A 15,779-nucleotide genomic window follows, 5' to 3' on the forward strand; every position below is an offset into this window, starting at 1 on the left:
CGACGCGGATTTTTAACTATGCGTATCCCCCGCATTTATCATCCTGAACCACTGACCAGCCATTCTCACATCGCGCTTTGCGAAGATGCCGCCAACCATATCGGGCGCGTACTGCGCATGGGGCCAGGACAGGCGTTGCAATTGTTTGACGGTAGCAACCAGGTCTTTGACGCCGAAATTACCAGCGCCAGCAAAAAAAGCGTGGAAGTGAAAGTGCTGGAAGGCCAACTCGACGATCGTGAATCTCCGCTGCATATTCACCTCGGTCAGGTGATGTCGCGTGGCGAAAAAATGGAATTTACGATCCAGAAATCGATCGAACTCGGTGTAAGCCTCATTACGCCACTTTTTTCTGAGCGTTGCGGCGTTAAACTGGATAGTGAACGTCTGAACAAGAAGCTCCAGCAGTGGCAGAAGATTGCAATTGCTGCCTGTGAGCAGTGTGGTCGTAACCGGGTGCCGGAAATCCGTCCAGCGATGGATCTGGAAGCCTGGTGTGCAGAGCAGGATGAAGGACTGAAACTGAATCTTCACCCGCGCGCCAGTAACAGCATCAATACGTTGCCGTTACCGGTTGAACGCGTCCGCCTGCTAATTGGCCCGGAAGGCGGTTTATCGGCAGATGAAATTGCCATGACTGCCCGCTATCAATTTACTGATATCCTGTTGGGACCTCGCGTTTTGCGTACAGAGACAACTGCGCTCACCGCCATCACCGCACTACAGGTGCGTTTTGGCGATTTGGGCTAACGGAGAAGAATAATGATCAAGCTCGGCATCGTGATGGACCCCATCGCAAACATCAACATCAAGAAAGATTCCAGTTTCGCTATGTTGCTGGAAGCACAGCGTCGTGGTTACGAACTTCACTATATGGAGATGGGCGATCTGTATCTGATCAATGGCGAAGCCCGCGCCCATACCCGCACGCTGAACGTGAAGCAGAACTACGAAGAGTGGTTTTCGTTCGTCGGTGAACAGGATCTGCCGCTGGCCGATCTCGATGTGATCCTGATGCGTAAAGACCCGCCGTTTGATACCGAGTTTATCTACGCGACCTATATTCTGGAACGTGCCGAAGAGAAAGGGACGCTGATCGTTAACAAGCCGCAAAGCCTGCGCGACTGTAACGAGAAACTGTTTACCGCCTGGTTCTCTGACTTAACGCCAGAAACGCTGGTTACGCGCAATAAAGCACAGCTGAAAGCGTTCTGGGAGAAACACAGCGACATCATTCTTAAGCCGCTTGACGGTATGGGCGGCGCGTCTATTTTTCGCGTGAAAGAAGGCGATCCGAACCTCGGCGTGATTGCCGAAACCCTGACTGAACACGGAACTCGCTACTGCATGGCGCAAAATTACCTGCCAGCCATTAAAGATGGCGACAAACGCGTGTTGGTGGTGGATGGCGAACCGGTGCCGTACTGCCTGGCGCGTATTCCGCAGGGGGGCGAAACCCGTGGCAATCTGGCTGCCGGTGGTCGCGGTGAACCTCGTCCGCTAACGGAGAGTGACTGGAAAATCGCCCGTCAGATCGGACCGACGCTGAAAGAAAAAGGGCTGATTTTTGTTGGTCTGGATATCATCGGCGACCGTCTGACTGAAATTAACGTCACCAGCCCAACCTGTATTCGTGAGATTGAAGCAGAGTTTCCGGTGTCGATCACCGGAATGTTAATGGATGCCATCGAAGCACGTTTACAGCAGCAGTAACCCACCTTAGCGAGAAGGATCTCGTTGAGACTCTGAGTGACAGCGCCCTTCTTTCCACGCATACTGGGCGCTGTTGCTTTTTTGAACCAGGAAACAGAACCTCTGACAATGAATTTACAGCATCACTTTCTTATTGCCATGCCTGCTCTCCAGGATCCGATTTTCCGTCGTTCCGTGGTCTACATTTGCGAACATAATGCCAATGGTGCAATGGGTATCATCGTCAACAAGCCACTGGAAAATCTCAAAATTGAAGGGATTCTGGAAAAGCTGAAGATCACGCCGGAGCCGCGTGATGAATCAATCCGTCTGGATAAACCGGTTATGCTCGGCGGCCCACTGGCTGAAGATCGCGGGTTTATTTTGCATACTCCGCCCTCCAATTTTGCTTCCAGCATTCGCATTTCAGACAACACGGTGATGACCACTTCCCGCGATGTGCTGGAAACGCTCGGCACCGATAAACAACCGTCTAACGTATTGGTGGCTCTGGGCTATGCCTCCTGGGAGAAAGGTCAACTGGAACAAGAAATTCTCGATAACGCGTGGCTAACCGCCCCGGCAGATCTGAATATTCTGTTCAAAACACCGATTGCCGACCGCTGGCGCGATGCGGCAAAACTGATTGGTGTGGATATTCTCACCATGCCTGGTGTGGCAGGGCATGCCTGATGAGTGGAACCTTACTCGCCTTCGACTTCGGCACCAAAAGCATTGGCGTAGCGGTCGGCCAACGCATTACCGGCACCGCTCGCCCACTGCCCGCAATTAAAGCGCAGGACGGTACGCCGGACTGGAACCTTATCGAACGTTTACTGAAAGAGTGGCAACCTGACGAAATTATCGTCGGTTTGCCGCTGAATATGGACGGTACCGAGCAACCGTTGACTGCCCGGGCGCGTAAATTCGCCAATCGTATTCATGGCCGTTTTGGTGTTGAAGTTAAGCTCCATGATGAACGGCTTAGCACCGTGGAAGCGCGCTCCGGTCTGTTCGAACAGGGCGGCTATCGGGCGCTCAACAAAGGTAAAGTTGACTCTGCCTCTGCGGTTATTATTCTCGAAAGTTATTTCGAGCAGGGATATTAAGGCGATTTACTAGCGCACAGATTTCTGACAATGTGCTCGTTGTTTCATGTTGGATGCGGCGTAAACGCCTTATCCAACCTACGGTGAGTGCGAATTCAAAGTTACGCTTCCCTTGTTGGCCCGATAAGCTTGCGCATCGGGCATGTTTACAATTCGTATCAGACACAGCAACGTCACAAGCGCCCTTCTTTCACCCGCTGCTGATAACTCTGCTGAAACGTTAACATCCCCACTTGTTGCCCAGTTTGAATAACATGCGGTAACTGGTGGGTTTTCCCTTCGCGAATCAAATTCCCCACCGCGGGTGTGTTAACCAGCAATTCAAACAGCGCTACTCTTCCTTCCTGTTTATCCACTTCCAGCTTTTGTGACAACACTGCCCGCAAGCTCCCGGCCAGTTGATTACGCACGGGATCTTTTTCCTGCGCCGGAAATGAATCCACCAGTCGCTCAACTGCCTGCGCGGCACCACGCGTATGTAATGTTGCCAGCACCAGATGCCCGGTTTCTGCCGCCGTCAGCGCCAGACGGATTGTCTCGCTGTCACGCAGCTCTCCGAGCAATATCACATCGGGATCTTCCCGCAATGCAGCCCGCAACCCCGATGCGAACGTCATACAGTGCAAACCAATCTCCCGCTGCTGGATCAAACATCGCTGGCTGGCATAGAGATATTCCACAGGATCTTCCAGCGTCAGAATATGCGCATCGGCATGTTGATTGAGATAGCCAACCATCGCCGCCAGCGTGGTAGATTTGCCACTCCCCGTCGCCCCCGTCACCAGAATCAGGCCATTCTGGCTCTTGAGTAATTCCGGCAATACCGGTGGTGCGCCAAGCTGTTCGAGCTGCGGGCAGTGCGAAGGCAACAGCCGTAATGCCAGAGAAATGCCTTGCCGTTGTGCGAACGCACTGCCGCGCAATCTCTGGTTTTCCGCCAGCGACACAGCAAAATCCAGCTGACCATTCTCCAGCAATATTGCCCGCTGATCGTCATCCAGCCACTCCCGCAATAGCTCTTCCACGTCCGGCGCATCAAACGGCGCAGCTTCCATTCTTCCGCGAATACGCCATCGTGCGGGCCAGGCGCTGCACAGGTGTAGATCCGAGACGTTATGCTTTACACTAAGGGCCACAATTTCTTCCATATTCATACTAAGATCCTCGGAAAATGAACGATATTGCGCATAACCTGGCACAGGTCCGGGACAAAATCTCAGCGGCTGCAACGCGTTGCGGTCGTTCTCCAGAAGAAATTACGCTGCTTGCAGTCAGTAAAACAAAACCTGCGAGCGCCATCGCAGAAGCCATTGATGCCGGGCAGCGTCAATTTGGTGAAAACTATGTTCAGGAAGGGGTAGATAAAATTCGCCACTTTCAGGAACTGGGCGTCACAGGATTAGAATGGCATTTTATTGGCCCGTTGCAGTCTAATAAAAGCCGCCTGGTGGCAGAGCATTTCGACTGGTGTCATACCATCGACCGTTTGCGCATCGCTACCCGTCTGAACGACCAGCGCCCGGCAGAACTTCCCCCTCTTAACGTACTGATTCAAATTAATATTAGTGATGAAAACAGTAAGTCCGGGATTCAACTGGCTGAACTGGACGAGCTGGCAGCTGCGGTCGCTGAACTACCGCGTTTACGTCTGCGCGGGCTGATGGCGATCCCTGCGCCTGAGTCAGAATATGTAAGGCAGTTTGAAGTTGCACGCCAAATGGCTGTAGCATTTGCCGGACTGAAAACGCGCTACCCGCATATCGACACGCTCTCTCTGGGAATGTCGGACGATATGGAAGCCGCCATTGCGGCAGGTAGCACGATGGTTCGTATCGGCACTGCAATTTTTGGTGCGCGTGATTACTCTAAAAAATAAGGAATTAAAGGAACGCCATGAATACGTTGACTTTCCTGCTTTCAACGGTCATTGAGCTGTATACCATGGTGCTGTTATTACGCATCTGGATGCAGTGGGCTCATTGTGATTTTTACAACCCCTTCTCACAGTTTGTGGTGAAGGTGACGCAGCCGATTATCGGACCACTGCGCCGCGTTATTCCGGCAATGGGACCGATTGACAGCGCCTCGCTGCTGGTTGCCTATATTCTCAGTTTTATCAAAGCCATCGTGCTGTTTAAAGTCGTGACTTTCCTGCCGATCATCTGGATTGCTGGTTTACTGATTTTGCTGAAAACCATCGGCCTGTTGATTTTCTGGGTCCTGCTGGTGATGGCGATTATGAGCTGGGTAAGCCAGGGTCGTAGCCCGATTGAATACGTCCTGATCCAGCTGGCCGATCCACTGCTGCGCCCGATTCGCCGCCTGCTGCCAGCAATGGGTGGGATTGATTTCTCGCCGATGATCCTCGTTCTGCTGCTGTATGTCATTAATATGGGTGTCGCAGAAGTACTGCAGGCGACCGGAGACATGCTGCTACCGGGGCTGTGGATGGCGTTATGAGTGCCGTAACAGTTAACGATGACGGTCTGGTTTTACGGCTTTATATTCAGCCGAAAGCCAGCCGTGATTCTATTGTCGGTTTACATGGCGACGAAGTAAAAGTCGCCATTACCGCGCCGCCGGTTGACGGCCAGGCCAACAGCCATCTGGTGAAGTTTCTCGGCAAGCAATTCCGGGTAGCCAAAAGCCAGGTGGTAATTGAGAAAGGCGAACTTGGCCGCCACAAACAAATTAAAATCATTAATCCGCAACAAATCCCGCCAGAAATCGCGGCGTTAATTAATTAGGTATCCTATGCAAAAAGTTGTCCTCGCAACCGGCAATGCCGGTAAAGTTCGTGAGCTGGCGTCGCTGCTTAGCGACTTCGGTCTTGATATCGTGGCCCAAACAGACCTCGGCGTAGATTCTGCCGAAGAAACCGGCCTGACCTTTATCGAAAACGCGATTCTGAAAGCACGACACGCGGCAAAAGTGACCGGTTTACCAGCAATTGCCGACGACTCTGGTCTGGCGGTAGATGTGCTTGGCGGCGCGCCTGGGATTTACTCCGCACGTTATTCCGGTGAAGACGCGACCGATCAAAAGAATCTGCAAAAACTGCTGGAAACTCTGAAAGACGTACCGGACGACCAACGTCAAGCGCGTTTCCACTGCGTGCTGGTATATCTGCGCCACGCGGAAGATCCGACTCCGCTGGTGTGCCACGGTAGCTGGTCTGGCGTGATTACTCGTGAACCGGCGGGTACTGGCGGCTTTGGTTATGATCCAATCTTCTTCGTGCCTTCCGAAGGTAAAACCGCTGCCGAACTGACCCGCGAAGAAAAGAGCGCCATTTCCCACCGTGGTCAGGCATTGAAACTGCTGTTGGACGCTTTACGAAATGGTTAAATTACCGCCGCTGAGTCTCTACATTCACATCCCGTGGTGCGTGCAGAAATGCCCGTACTGCGATTTCAACTCTCACGCGTTGAAAGGAGAAGTGCCGCACGACGATTATGTTCAGCATCTGCTTAACGATCTGGACAACGATGTGGCTTACGCTCAGGGCCGTGAAGTGCAGACAATCTTTATTGGCGGCGGTACGCCGAGCCTGCTTTCTGGCCCGGCGATGCAAACGCTGCTGGACGGCGTGCGTGCGCGTTTGCCGCTGGCAGCGGATGCAGAAATCACCATGGAAGCGAACCCAGGCACGGTAGAAGCCGATCGCTTTGTTGATTATCAGCGTGCTGGTGTAAACCGCATCTCTATTGGTGTGCAGAGTTTTAGCGAAGAAAAGCTAAAACGACTTGGACGTATTCATGGCCCGCAAGAAGCGAAACGGGCGGCAAATCTGGCAAGCGGGCTGGGGCTGCGTAGTTTTAACCTCGATTTGATGCATGGGTTGCCTGATCAATCACTGGAAGAGGCGCTTGGCGATCTACGCCAGGCCATTGAACTGAATCCGCCGCACCTTTCCTGGTATCAACTGACCATCGAACCTAATACGTTGTTTGGCTCACGCCCTCCTGTACTGCCGGACGACGATGCATTGTGGGATATCTTCGAGCAAGGGCATCAGTTATTAACGGCTGCGGGTTATCAGCAATATGAAACATCCGCTTACGCCAAACCAGGTTATCAGTGCCAGCACAATCTCAACTACTGGCGATTTGGTGACTACATCGGTATTGGCTGCGGCGCGCACGGCAAAGTCACCTTCCCGGATGGGCGCATTCTGCGTACCACCAAAACGCGTCATCCGCGTGGTTTTATGCAGGGGCGGTATCTGGAAAGCCAGCGTGATGTCGAAGCCGCAGATAAGCCGTTTGAGTTCTTTATGAATCGCTTCCGTCTGCTGGAAGCCGCGCCGCGCGTGGAGTTTAGCCAGTATACTGGCCTTTCAGAAGAGGTTATTCGCCCTCAGTTAGACGAGGCTATTGCTCAGGGTTATCTCACAGAATGTGCGGATTACTGGCAGATAACGGAACATGGGAAGTTGTTTTTAAATTCGCTGCTGGAGCTTTTTCTGGCTGAGTAAATTTGTATTGCCGGATGCGGCGTGTACGCAACATCCGGCTACAACTCTTGCGTCATCGCAAAAATTACTTAATCACCCCATTGCGCCGCAATTGTTCGGTATCTTTTTTCCAGCGTTCATTAGCCTGGTTGATATCATCAATTTTCATCAAAATCGCGACTTTTTTACTGTTTATTTCTGAAACTTTCATCGTTAACGGATATTGCCCTTTTTCGAGCGTTATCCAGTCATCCTGCAATTTACGACTAAGTTTTTGTGATTGCAGAAAAGTCTGTCGCCGTTGTTCGTTGATATCGAAATCTCGCTTCTGCTGAATCGGCACTTCATAACACTCTGCACTCTGTTTATGACATGCCGCAATCGCCGGTTGATAAACCTCTTTGTCATATTTAACCGCGAACGCCTCGCTATCGTTCTGTTTATTAAACTCATCACGCTGTTGGTGAATTTTTTTAAAGGCGTCTTCGCGGGTCATTTGCTTACCGTTTGCATCTTTTCCCCAATATGCATCCGCTGCTTTCTGCGCCGCCACCATTTGCTTATCAAGCGCTTTCACTTCCTTTTCCAGCGCAGGAATCGAGTTCTTCTGGGTATTCAACGCTGATTCAAGCTGACTAAAGCGATAATTGAAATCTTCGCTATTCACGATCAGATATTTATTATTCGTTTTGATATCGTCGACCACCCGCCCACGATCGCTGGCTGCCGCCTGAAAAGAGTAAAAGTTCACCGACCAGCCAGACGCGGGCGTTCCTTTACTGGTTAACATCGCCGAGAATTTTACCGGTTTATCTTTCGTCCAGGTCTGTTCGAGCAGTTCGTAATCTGCCAACTGACCGACCCAGGTATAGAGATCGTCACTGGAAGAGACATCGCCTTCCGCTGACCAGGTGGCCTGATTACCCTTAGCATCAAGATTTTTTAAGCTGATGGCATCAAGCTTGAGAATGCCGTGATACTGCTTTTTGAATTGATCTTTTAAGATATTTTCAGTTGGCGGTTCGCCATCTGCCCAGGCATTACCAGTCATCAACATAAGCAGCGCCGTGCCTACAATCCATTGCTTTTTCACCCGAAAACCCTCGCGCGGAATAATTTATTCCGGTGATTATCATTAGGGTGATAAAAATTGGCAATGGACGTGAGTCTGAAGTGAAAAGCCCCGGCACGATACCGGGGCGAGGTGATTAGTACTGATTGAAGAGCTGCTGGATCTGCTGCGGATCTTTGGTTTGCGTCAGAGCCAGTTGCAGCAGAACGCGCGCTTTTTGCGGGTTCAGCGTGCCAGAGGCCACGAAGCCATATTTCGCATCATCCACTTCGGCATCCTGAGTGGTAGCGCCCGTCGGTACGCGGGAAGAACGCACTACTGCAGTGCCGTTTTTCGCGGCGGTCGCCAGAGTGTCGAACACGGATTTATACAGGTTACCGTTACCCACACCAGCGCTGACGATGCCATCATAGCCCGCATCTACCAGTGCTTTAGCCGGAAGATCGGATGCGTTAGCGTAGTTATAAACGATGCCGACTTTCGGCAGTTCATTCAGCTTAGAGACATCGAACGGCGTGTCGCTGGTATGCTTACGTGCCGGGGTACGTTGGTAGTCAATCTTACCGTTGTGAATGTAACCCAGAGGACCGTAGTTAACAGACTTGAAAGTCGCTACGTCGGTGGTGTTGGTTTTGGTGACATCGCGACCGTCCAGTACGGTGTCGTTCATCACCACCAGCACGCCACGATTAGCGGAGGCTTTATCAGCTGCGGTCACTACCGCGTTATACAGGTTGAATGGACCGTCTGCGCTCATGGACGTGGACGGGCGCATTGCGCCGACCATCACCACCGGTTTGTCGCATTTCACCGTCAGGTCGAGGAAGTAAGCGGTTTCTTCCATCGTGTCGGTACCGTGAGTAATGACGAAGCCGTCGGTTTTATCGCAGTCGGTGTTAATTTTTTTCGCCAGTGTCAGCCAGACATTATCGTTCATGTCCTGGGAGCCGATATTCACTACCTGCTCGCCTTTAACGTTCGCAATGTCCTTCAGTTGCGGCACCGCATTAACCAGATTTTCTACGCCAACTTTACCCGCTGTGTAGTTAGATTTGGTTGCGGAGTCACCACCACCGGCAATGGTCCCGCCGGTTGCTAAAATGGTGATATTGGGTAATGCCAATGCTGCACCACTAAAACCCATAACCAGTGCGGCAAGTGCCGTCTTTTTGAAAAACTCCATTTCATTCCTCCAGTTACGTGAACGCTACGCATTATCCCTTAGCTTTGTATGGGAAATTTGACGTTAAACAATTTACAACGTGAATATATTTTGGAGATCTACAAAGTTAGAGGCAGGTAACAAAACGAAGAATTAAACGGCATAAAAAAGTATTATGCCGTCTTAAAATAGAGGATTATTTTAAATTCCCGACCAGGGCTTTGCGACTATCTTCCAGAGTCACAACGCGGCTACAAACATCTTTGCCAAACTGTTGGAAATCTTTTTCCTGCTTTTTCCATTCGGTTTGGATTGAGGATTGCAGCCCCCCCAGGCTTCCCAGCACGTTCTGTAATGGGTTACCGCCGCTTTTCAGCACCGCTTTCGCGCCCATTTCATTAATGCTGTCCTGTAAAATTCCGCCCATTGCCTGATTCACTAATTGCTGGCCTTCGGCGCGAACCTGATCAATGGCTTTATAGTGGAACGTCAGGCCATCGCTGCGCGTTTCGATAATGCGGTTCATCTGCTCTTTCAGTTGCGCATCAAGTTTGGTCAGACGGCTGCGCATTTTGCTGTTTTCGCCCATCTCCTGAACGATGATTTTATCCAGCGCGATACGGGCTTTCTCGACGCGGCTTTTCGCGCCTTCATCAATCCACGGCAGCGTGCTACGCAGTTCAGCCTGATAATCCTTCGCCTGCTCGCGCTGGGCGGCGTTCAGGGAATATTGCTTACCGTTATACATCACGTTGCCGTCTGGCGTGATCACCAGATTGCCGTTTTCGCCCTTCACCTGCACGGTTTGCGGGCTGACAATCACATCATCACGCGGCGTGACGCTGCACTGGTAGTCGGCGTGAGCGGTCATTGCCGTCACTGAAAGTGCTGCCGCCAGCAGCATTTTGCGCATCATAGTCTTCCCTCAAGAACAAATCAGGCCAGCATTTGCTGGCCCCAGATTGATAACAAAGTACATGTCATCCATGCCGGATGCGGCGTAAACGCCTTATCCGGCCTACTCGATTGTGCATCTTTCCAGGCCAGATAAGCGTAGCGCATCAGGCGGTTTTGCATTTGTCATCGCCCGTATGCTTTCTTAGTCCCACCAAACGTCGAAAAGTTCGCTGGTGCGTACCTCTTCCAGTTTGCGTTCTTCCAGCCACTTACGCACAATCGCCTGATGTTCTTCGGTGCATTTGCCGATTTCCTGCATGCAGATCAGACCTTCCCAGGCCAGATATCCGCTGCCGTCAAAGGCCAGTTTGTTCGGTTCGATAACCTCGTTAATAAAGTCATCAACGGTTTTATCAATCTGTTCTTCCGATGTACCTTCCGGGAATCGCCATGCCACCGAAAATCCTAATTCCTGGAATTCGTCGATGTGCATTTTTTTACGCAGACGACGGCTACGGTTCTTTGCCATTATTTCACCCTCTCGAACATTAAGTCCCATACTCCGTGACCAAGACGATGACCACGTTGTTCAAATTTCGTCACCGGACGTGATGCCGGACGCGGTACGTAATCATTGCTCTCTGACAGGTTTTTATAACCGTCAATCGAAGACATCACTTCAAGCATATGTTCCGCATAAGGTTCCCAGTCGGTCGCCATATGGAATACGCCCCCCAGTTGCAGTTTGCTTTTTACCAGTTCGGCAAACGGCACCTGAACGATACGGCGTTTATTATGGCGCGCTTTGTGCCACGGGTCAGGGAAAAAGAGCTGTACCATGCGCAATGAATTGTCAGGAATCATTTTGTGTAGCACTTCAACCGCATCGTGACACATCACGCGCAGGTTGCTTAAGCCCTCTTCATGCGCAGAAGCCAGGCACGCACCAACGCCTGGTGAATGCACTTCAATGCCGAGGAAGTCCTGCTCAGGGCGATCTTTAGCCATTGCCACCAGCGACGCCCCCATGCCGAAACCAATCTCAAGCGTCACTGGCGCTTCACGGCCAAAAAGCGCAGGGAAATCCAGCATATCTTCGCTGAACTCAACGCCCATCACCGGCCAGTAGTTTTCCAGCGCATGTTCCTGGCCTTTGGTCAGTCGCCCCTGGCGGCGCACAAAACTACGGATACGGCGCAGTGGGCGGCCGTTTTCATCAAATTCCGGTGAGATGACGTCGTTTTTCATAAAGATTTAGTCGCTTGTGAAAGTGTTCTGAAAACGGGCATTATCCAAAGTTAGTTGCCGGATGCAAGCATGATAAGGCCGTGGCTGCGGAAAGTTCCGGTTTACACCCTGCCGTCGCTGTGCTGCAATCTTGCCCCCAACAACAGTTAATTCGGTGACCATGCAAGCGTCGCAATTTTCAGCTCAGGTTCTGGACTGGTACGATAAATACGGGCGAAAAACTCTGCCCTGGCAAATTGACAAGACGCCCTACAAAGTATGGCTCTCAGAAGTGATGTTGCAACAAACTCAGGTTGCGACCGTTATCCCCTATTTTGAACGCTTTATGGCGCGCTTCCCGACGGTGACCGATCTCGCCAATGCGCCGCTGGACGAAGTTCTCCACTTGTGGACCGGACTGGGCTATTACGCCCGCGCGCGCAATCTACATAAAGCGGCACAGCAAGTTGCCACCTTACACGGCGGTAAATTCCCGGAAACCTTTGATGAGGTTGCCGCGTTACCGGGCGTCGGGCGTTCCACCGCAGGCGCGATTCTCTCGCTTTCTCTGGGTAAGCACTTTCCGATTCTCGACGGTAACGTCAAACGCGTGCTGGCGCGCTGCTATGCTGTAAGCGGCTGGCCTGGGAAAAAAGAGGTCGAGAATAAACTATGGAGTTTGAGCGAGCAGGTGACGCCCGCGGTTGGCGTGGAACGGTTTAACCAGGCGATGATGGATTTGGGCGCGATGATTTGTACGCGCTCTAAGCCGAAATGTTCGCTCTGTCCGCTACAAAACGGATGTATTGCCGCCGCCAACAATAGCTGGTCGCTTTATCCGGGCAAAAAACCGAAACAGACGCTACCGGAGCGCACCGGCTACTTTTTGCTGTTACAGCACGAAGATGAAGTATTGCTGGCGCAGCGTCCGCCGAGCGGATTGTGGGGCGGTTTATACTGTTTCCCGCAGTTTGCCGATGAAGAAAGTTTGCGGCAGTGGCTGGCGCAACGGCAGATTTCTGCCGATAACCTGACGCAACTGACCGCGTTTCGGCATACCTTCAGCCATTTCCACTTAGATATTGTGCCTATGTGGCTTCCCGTGTCGTCATTCACCGGCTGCATGGATGAAGGCAATGCGCTCTGGTATAACTTAGCGCAACCGCCGTCAGTTGGCCTGGCGGCTCCCGTGGAGCGTTTGTTACAGCAGTTACGCACTGGCGCGCCGGTTTAGCGCGTGAGTCGATAAAGAGGATGATTTATGAGCAGAACGATTTTTTGTACTTTCCTGCAACGTGAAGCAGAAGGTCAGGATTTTCAGCTGTACCCCGGCGAACTGGGAAAACGCATTTATAACGAGATCTCCAAAGAAGCCTGGGCGCAGTGGCAGCACAAACAAACCATGCTGATTAATGAAAAGAAACTCAACATGATGAATGCTGAGCACCGCAAGCTGCTGGAGCAGGAGATGGTCAACTTCCTGTTCGAGGGTAAAGAGGTACATATCGAGGGCTATACGCCGGAAGATAAAAAATAAAAACAGTGCCGGAGCACGTCTCCGGCAACTTGCATAAAAACAAACACAACACGCACCCGGAATGATGAAAAAATATCTCGCGCTGGCTTTGATTGCGCCGTTGCTCATCTCCTGTTCGACGACCAAAAAAGGCGATACCTATAACGAAGCCTGGGTCAAAGATACCAACGGTTTTGATATTCTGATGGGGCAATTTGCCCACAATATTGAGAACATCTGGGGATTCAAAGAGGTGGTGATCGCCGGTCCTAAGGACTATGTGAAATACACCGATCAATATCAGACCCGCAGCCACATCAACTTCGATGACGGTACGATCACTATCGAAACCATCGCCGGGACAGAACCTGCCGCACACTTGCGCCGGGCAATAATCAAAACGTTGCTGATGGGTGACGATCCAAGTTCGGTCGATCTCTATTCCGACGTTGATGATATTACGATTTCGAAAGAACCTTTCCTTTACGGTCAGGTGGTGGACAACACCGGGCAGCCGATTCGCTGGGAAGGTCGCGCGAGCAACTTCGCGGATTATCTGCTGAAAAACCGTCTGAAGAGCCGCAGCAACGGGCTGCGTATCATCTACAGCGTCACCATTAACATGGTGCCGAACCACCTTGATAAACGTGCGCACAAATATCTCGGTATGGTCCGCCAGGCATCACGGAAATATGGCGTTGATGAGTCGCTGATTCTCGCAATTATGCAGACCGAATCTTCCTTTAACCCGTATGCGGTTAGCCGTTCCGACGCGCTGGGATTAATGCAGGTGGTACAACATACTGCCGGGAAAGATGTGTTCCGCTCGCAGGGGAAATCCGGCACGCCGAGCCGCAGTTTCTTGTTTGATCCTGCCAGCAATATTGATACCGGCACCGCGTATCTGGCGATGCTGAATAATGTTTATCTTGGCGGAATTGATAACCCGACATCGCGGCGTTACGCCGTCATCACCGCCTATAACGGCGGCGCAGGCAGCGTGCTGCGAGTCTTTTCGAATGACAAGATTCAGGCTGCCAATATTATTAACACCATGACACCGGGCGATGTTTATCAGACTCTGACGACCCGCCATCCCTCTGCGGAATCTCGCCGTTATCTTTATAAAGTGAACACCGCGCAAAAATCCTACCGCCGCCGATAATTCCACTAACCGCCCCTGACGATGCTCAGGGGCAAAAATGTTATCCACATCACAATTTCGTTTTGCAAATTGGGAATGTTTGCAATTATTTGCCACAGGTAACAAAAAACCAGTCTGCGAAGTTGATAGAATCGCATCATCTCGCACGGTCAAATGTGCTTTTTCAAACACTCATCCGCATCACGATGTGAGGAAATTAACATGAATCTTAAGCTGCAGCTGAAAATCCTCTCTTTTCTGCAGTTCTGTCTGTGGGGAAGTTGGCTGACGACCCTCGGTTCCTATATGTTTGTTACCCTGAAGTTTGACGGTGCTTCTATTGGCGCAGTTTATAGCTCACTGGGTATCGCCGCGGTCTTTATGCCTGCGCTGCTGGGGATTGTGGCCGACAAATGGTTAAGTGCGAAATGGGTATATGCCATTTGCCACACCATTGGCGCTATCACGCTGTTCATGGCAGCACAGGTCACGACGCCGGAGGCGATGTTCCTTGTGATATTGATTAACTCGTTTGCTTATATGCCAACGCTTGGGTTAATCAACACCATCTCATACTATCGCCTGCAAAATGCCGGGATGGATATCGTTACTGACTTCCCGCCAATCCGTATCTGGGGCACCATCGGCTTTATCATGGCAATGTGGGTGGTGAGCCTGTCTGGCTTCGAATTAAGCCACATGCAGCTGTATATTGGCGCAGCTCTTTCCGCCGTTCTGGTTCTGTTTACCCTGACTCTGCCGCATATTCCGGTTGCTAAACAACAAGCGAATCAGAGCTGGACAACCCTGCTGGGCCTCGATGCATTCGCGCTGTTTAAAAACAAGCGTATGGCAATCTTCTTCATCTTCTCAATGCTGCTGGGCGCGGAACTGCAGATTACCAACATGTTCGGTAACACCTTCCTGCACAGCTTCGACAAAGATCCGATGTTTGCCAGCAGCTTCATCGTGCAGCATGCGTCAATCATCATGTCGATTTCGCAGATCTCTGAAACCCTGTTCATTCTGACCATCCCGTTCTTCTTAAGCCGCTACGGTATTAAGAACGTAATGATGATCAGTATCGTGGCGTGGATCCTGCGTTTTGCGCTGTTTGCTTACGGCGACCCGACTCCGTTCGGTACCGTGCTGCTGGTACTGTCGATGATCGTTTACGGTTGCGCATTCGACTTCTTCAACATCTCTGGTTCGGTGTTTGTCGAAAAAGAAGTTAGCCCGGCAATTCGCGCCAGTGCGCAGGGGATGTTCCTGATGATGACTAACGGCTTCGGCTGTATCCTCGGCGGCATCGTGAGCGGTAAAGTGGTTGAGATGTACACCCAAAACGGCATTACCGACTGGCAGACCGTATGGCTGATTTTCGCAGGTTACTCCGTGGTTCTGGCCTTCGCGTTCATGGCGATGTTCAAATATAAACACGTTCGTGTCCCGACAGGCACACAGACGGTTAGCCACTAATTACGCAAAGAAAAACGGGTCGCCA

At 51.4% G+C, this 15,779-nt stretch carries 20 protein-coding genes; 13 read left to right on the forward strand and 7 right to left on the reverse strand.

Going from position 1 to position 15,779, the window contains the following annotated elements:
• The first annotated feature begins 18 nt into the window (after positions 1 to 18).
• From rsmE to ruvX, 4 genes are all read left to right on the forward strand, one after another.
• Complete coding sequence (gene rsmE, locus BGE37_RS00865; protein ID WP_001300912.1) at positions 19 to 750, forward strand: 16S rRNA (uracil(1498)-N(3))-methyltransferase; 732 nt, start codon at positions 19 to 21, stop codon at positions 748 to 750.
• 12 nt (positions 751 to 762) lie between these two features.
• Positions 763 to 1,713, forward strand: coding sequence for a glutathione synthase (gshB, locus tag BGE37_RS00870; RefSeq protein WP_000593273.1), 951 nt, complete (start codon positions 763 to 765; stop codon positions 1,711 to 1,713).
• A 108-nt stretch (positions 1,714 to 1,821) separates the two neighbouring features.
• Positions 1,822 to 2,385, forward strand: coding sequence for a YqgE/AlgH family protein (locus BGE37_RS00875; RefSeq protein ID WP_105287666.1), 564 nt, complete (start codon positions 1,822 to 1,824; stop codon positions 2,383 to 2,385).
• Positions 2,385 to 2,801: a Holliday junction resolvase RuvX gene (gene ruvX / locus BGE37_RS00880; protein ID WP_000017111.1), complete on the forward strand. Its 417-nt coding sequence runs from the start codon at positions 2,385 to 2,387 to the stop codon at positions 2,799 to 2,801. The genes BGE37_RS00875 and ruvX overlap by 1 nt, the downstream gene beginning before the upstream one ends.
• 173 nt (positions 2,802 to 2,974) lie before the next feature.
• On the opposite strand, the gene BGE37_RS00885 is transcribed toward ruvX, so the two are convergent.
• Positions 2,975 to 3,955 carry a PilT/PilU family type 4a pilus ATPase gene (locus BGE37_RS00885; protein ID WP_105271642.1) on the reverse strand — a complete coding sequence of 327 codons (981 nt, stop codon included), beginning with the start codon at positions 3,953 to 3,955 and terminating at the stop codon, positions 2,975 to 2,977.
• 17 nt (positions 3,956 to 3,972) lie between these two features.
• On the opposite strand from BGE37_RS00885, the gene yggS reads away from it, so the two are divergent.
• The 5 genes from yggS to hemW are packed head-to-tail and all read left to right on the forward strand — an operon-like array spanning position 3,973 to position 7,278.
• Positions 3,973 to 4,677, forward strand: a complete 705-nt coding sequence (gene yggS, locus BGE37_RS00890) for a pyridoxal phosphate homeostasis protein (protein WP_000997795.1) — start codon at positions 3,973 to 3,975, stop codon at positions 4,675 to 4,677.
• A gap of 17 nt (positions 4,678 to 4,694) precedes the next feature.
• Positions 4,695 to 5,261, forward strand: coding sequence for an osmotic shock tolerance protein YggT (gene yggT / locus BGE37_RS00895; RefSeq protein ID WP_105287667.1), 567 nt, complete (start codon positions 4,695 to 4,697; stop codon positions 5,259 to 5,261).
• Complete coding sequence (gene yggU / locus BGE37_RS00900; RefSeq protein WP_001277222.1) at positions 5,258 to 5,548, forward strand: DUF167 family protein YggU; 291 nt, start codon at positions 5,258 to 5,260, stop codon at positions 5,546 to 5,548. The genes yggT and yggU overlap by 4 nt, the downstream gene beginning before the upstream one ends.
• A 7-nt stretch (positions 5,549 to 5,555) precedes the next feature.
• Positions 5,556 to 6,149 (forward strand): XTP/dITP diphosphatase, encoded by a 594-nt coding sequence (locus BGE37_RS00905; RefSeq protein ID WP_001174749.1) that lies wholly within the window; start codon positions 5,556 to 5,558, stop codon positions 6,147 to 6,149.
• Positions 6,142 to 7,278 (forward strand): radical SAM family heme chaperone HemW, encoded by a 1,137-nt coding sequence (gene hemW / locus BGE37_RS00910; RefSeq protein WP_039021550.1) that lies wholly within the window; start codon positions 6,142 to 6,144, stop codon positions 7,276 to 7,278. The genes BGE37_RS00905 and hemW overlap by 8 nt, the downstream gene beginning before the upstream one ends.
• A gap of 64 nt (positions 7,279 to 7,342) precedes the next feature.
• On the opposite strand, the gene BGE37_RS00915 is transcribed toward hemW, so the two are convergent.
• The 6 genes from BGE37_RS00915 to trmB all read right to left on the reverse strand — a co-directional run bounded on the left by BGE37_RS00915 (position 7,343) and on the right by trmB (position 11,636).
• The gene (locus BGE37_RS00915; RefSeq protein WP_000745202.1) at positions 7,343 to 8,350 is read right to left on the reverse strand and encodes a DUF1202 family protein; all 1,008 of its coding nucleotides are present in this window, start codon (positions 8,348 to 8,350) and stop codon (positions 7,343 to 7,345) included.
• Positions 8,351 to 8,465: 115 nt separating this feature from the next.
• The gene (gene ansB, locus BGE37_RS00920) at positions 8,466 to 9,512 is read right to left on the reverse strand and encodes an L-asparaginase 2 (protein ID WP_000394126.1); all 1,047 of its coding nucleotides are present in this window, start codon (positions 9,510 to 9,512) and stop codon (positions 8,466 to 8,468) included.
• 175 nt (positions 9,513 to 9,687) lie between these two features.
• Complete coding sequence (locus BGE37_RS00925; protein ID WP_000984793.1) at positions 9,688 to 10,407, reverse strand: DUF2884 domain-containing protein; 720 nt, start codon at positions 10,405 to 10,407, stop codon at positions 9,688 to 9,690.
• A 20-nt stretch (positions 10,408 to 10,427) separates the two neighbouring features.
• Positions 10,428 to 10,568 (reverse strand): hypothetical protein, encoded by a 141-nt coding sequence (locus tag BGE37_RS25300; RefSeq protein WP_157944748.1) that lies wholly within the window; start codon positions 10,566 to 10,568, stop codon positions 10,428 to 10,430.
• Positions 10,569 to 10,590: 22 nt separating this feature from the next.
• Positions 10,591 to 10,917: a YggL family protein gene (locus tag BGE37_RS00930; protein WP_001107565.1), complete on the reverse strand. Its 327-nt coding sequence runs from the start codon at positions 10,915 to 10,917 to the stop codon at positions 10,591 to 10,593.
• The gene (gene trmB / locus BGE37_RS00935; protein WP_000786911.1) at positions 10,917 to 11,636 is read right to left on the reverse strand and encodes a tRNA (guanosine(46)-N7)-methyltransferase TrmB; all 720 of its coding nucleotides are present in this window, start codon (positions 11,634 to 11,636) and stop codon (positions 10,917 to 10,919) included. Before trmB ends, BGE37_RS00930 begins: the two co-directional genes overlap by 1 nt.
• A gap of 160 nt (positions 11,637 to 11,796) precedes the next feature.
• Here trmB and mutY point away from each other — a divergent pair, with 160 nt between their 5' ends.
• From mutY to nupG, 4 genes are all read left to right on the forward strand, one after another.
• On the forward strand, positions 11,797 to 12,849 hold the full coding sequence (mutY, locus tag BGE37_RS00940) for an A/G-specific adenine glycosylase (RefSeq protein WP_105287668.1): 1,053 nt from the start codon (positions 11,797 to 11,799) through the stop codon (positions 12,847 to 12,849).
• Positions 12,850 to 12,876: 27 nt separating this feature from the next.
• Positions 12,877 to 13,152, forward strand: a complete 276-nt coding sequence (locus BGE37_RS00945) for an oxidative damage protection protein (RefSeq protein WP_000091700.1) — start codon at positions 12,877 to 12,879, stop codon at positions 13,150 to 13,152.
• Between the two features lie 64 nt (positions 13,153 to 13,216).
• On the forward strand, positions 13,217 to 14,296 hold the full coding sequence (gene mltC / locus BGE37_RS00950) for a membrane-bound lytic murein transglycosylase MltC (protein ID WP_000760323.1): 1,080 nt from the start codon (positions 13,217 to 13,219) through the stop codon (positions 14,294 to 14,296).
• Positions 14,297 to 14,497: 201 nt separating this feature from the next.
• A complete protein-coding gene (gene nupG, locus BGE37_RS00955) occupies positions 14,498 to 15,754 on the forward strand; it encodes a nucleoside permease NupG (protein WP_001360964.1) in 1,257 nt (418 codons plus the stop codon).
• Positions 15,755 to 15,779: the final 25 nt, after the last annotated feature.

The organism is Escherichia sp. MOD1-EC6300 (assembly GCF_002965045.1).
GTDB lineage: Bacteria > Pseudomonadota > Gammaproteobacteria > Enterobacterales > Enterobacteriaceae > Escherichia > Escherichia coli_F.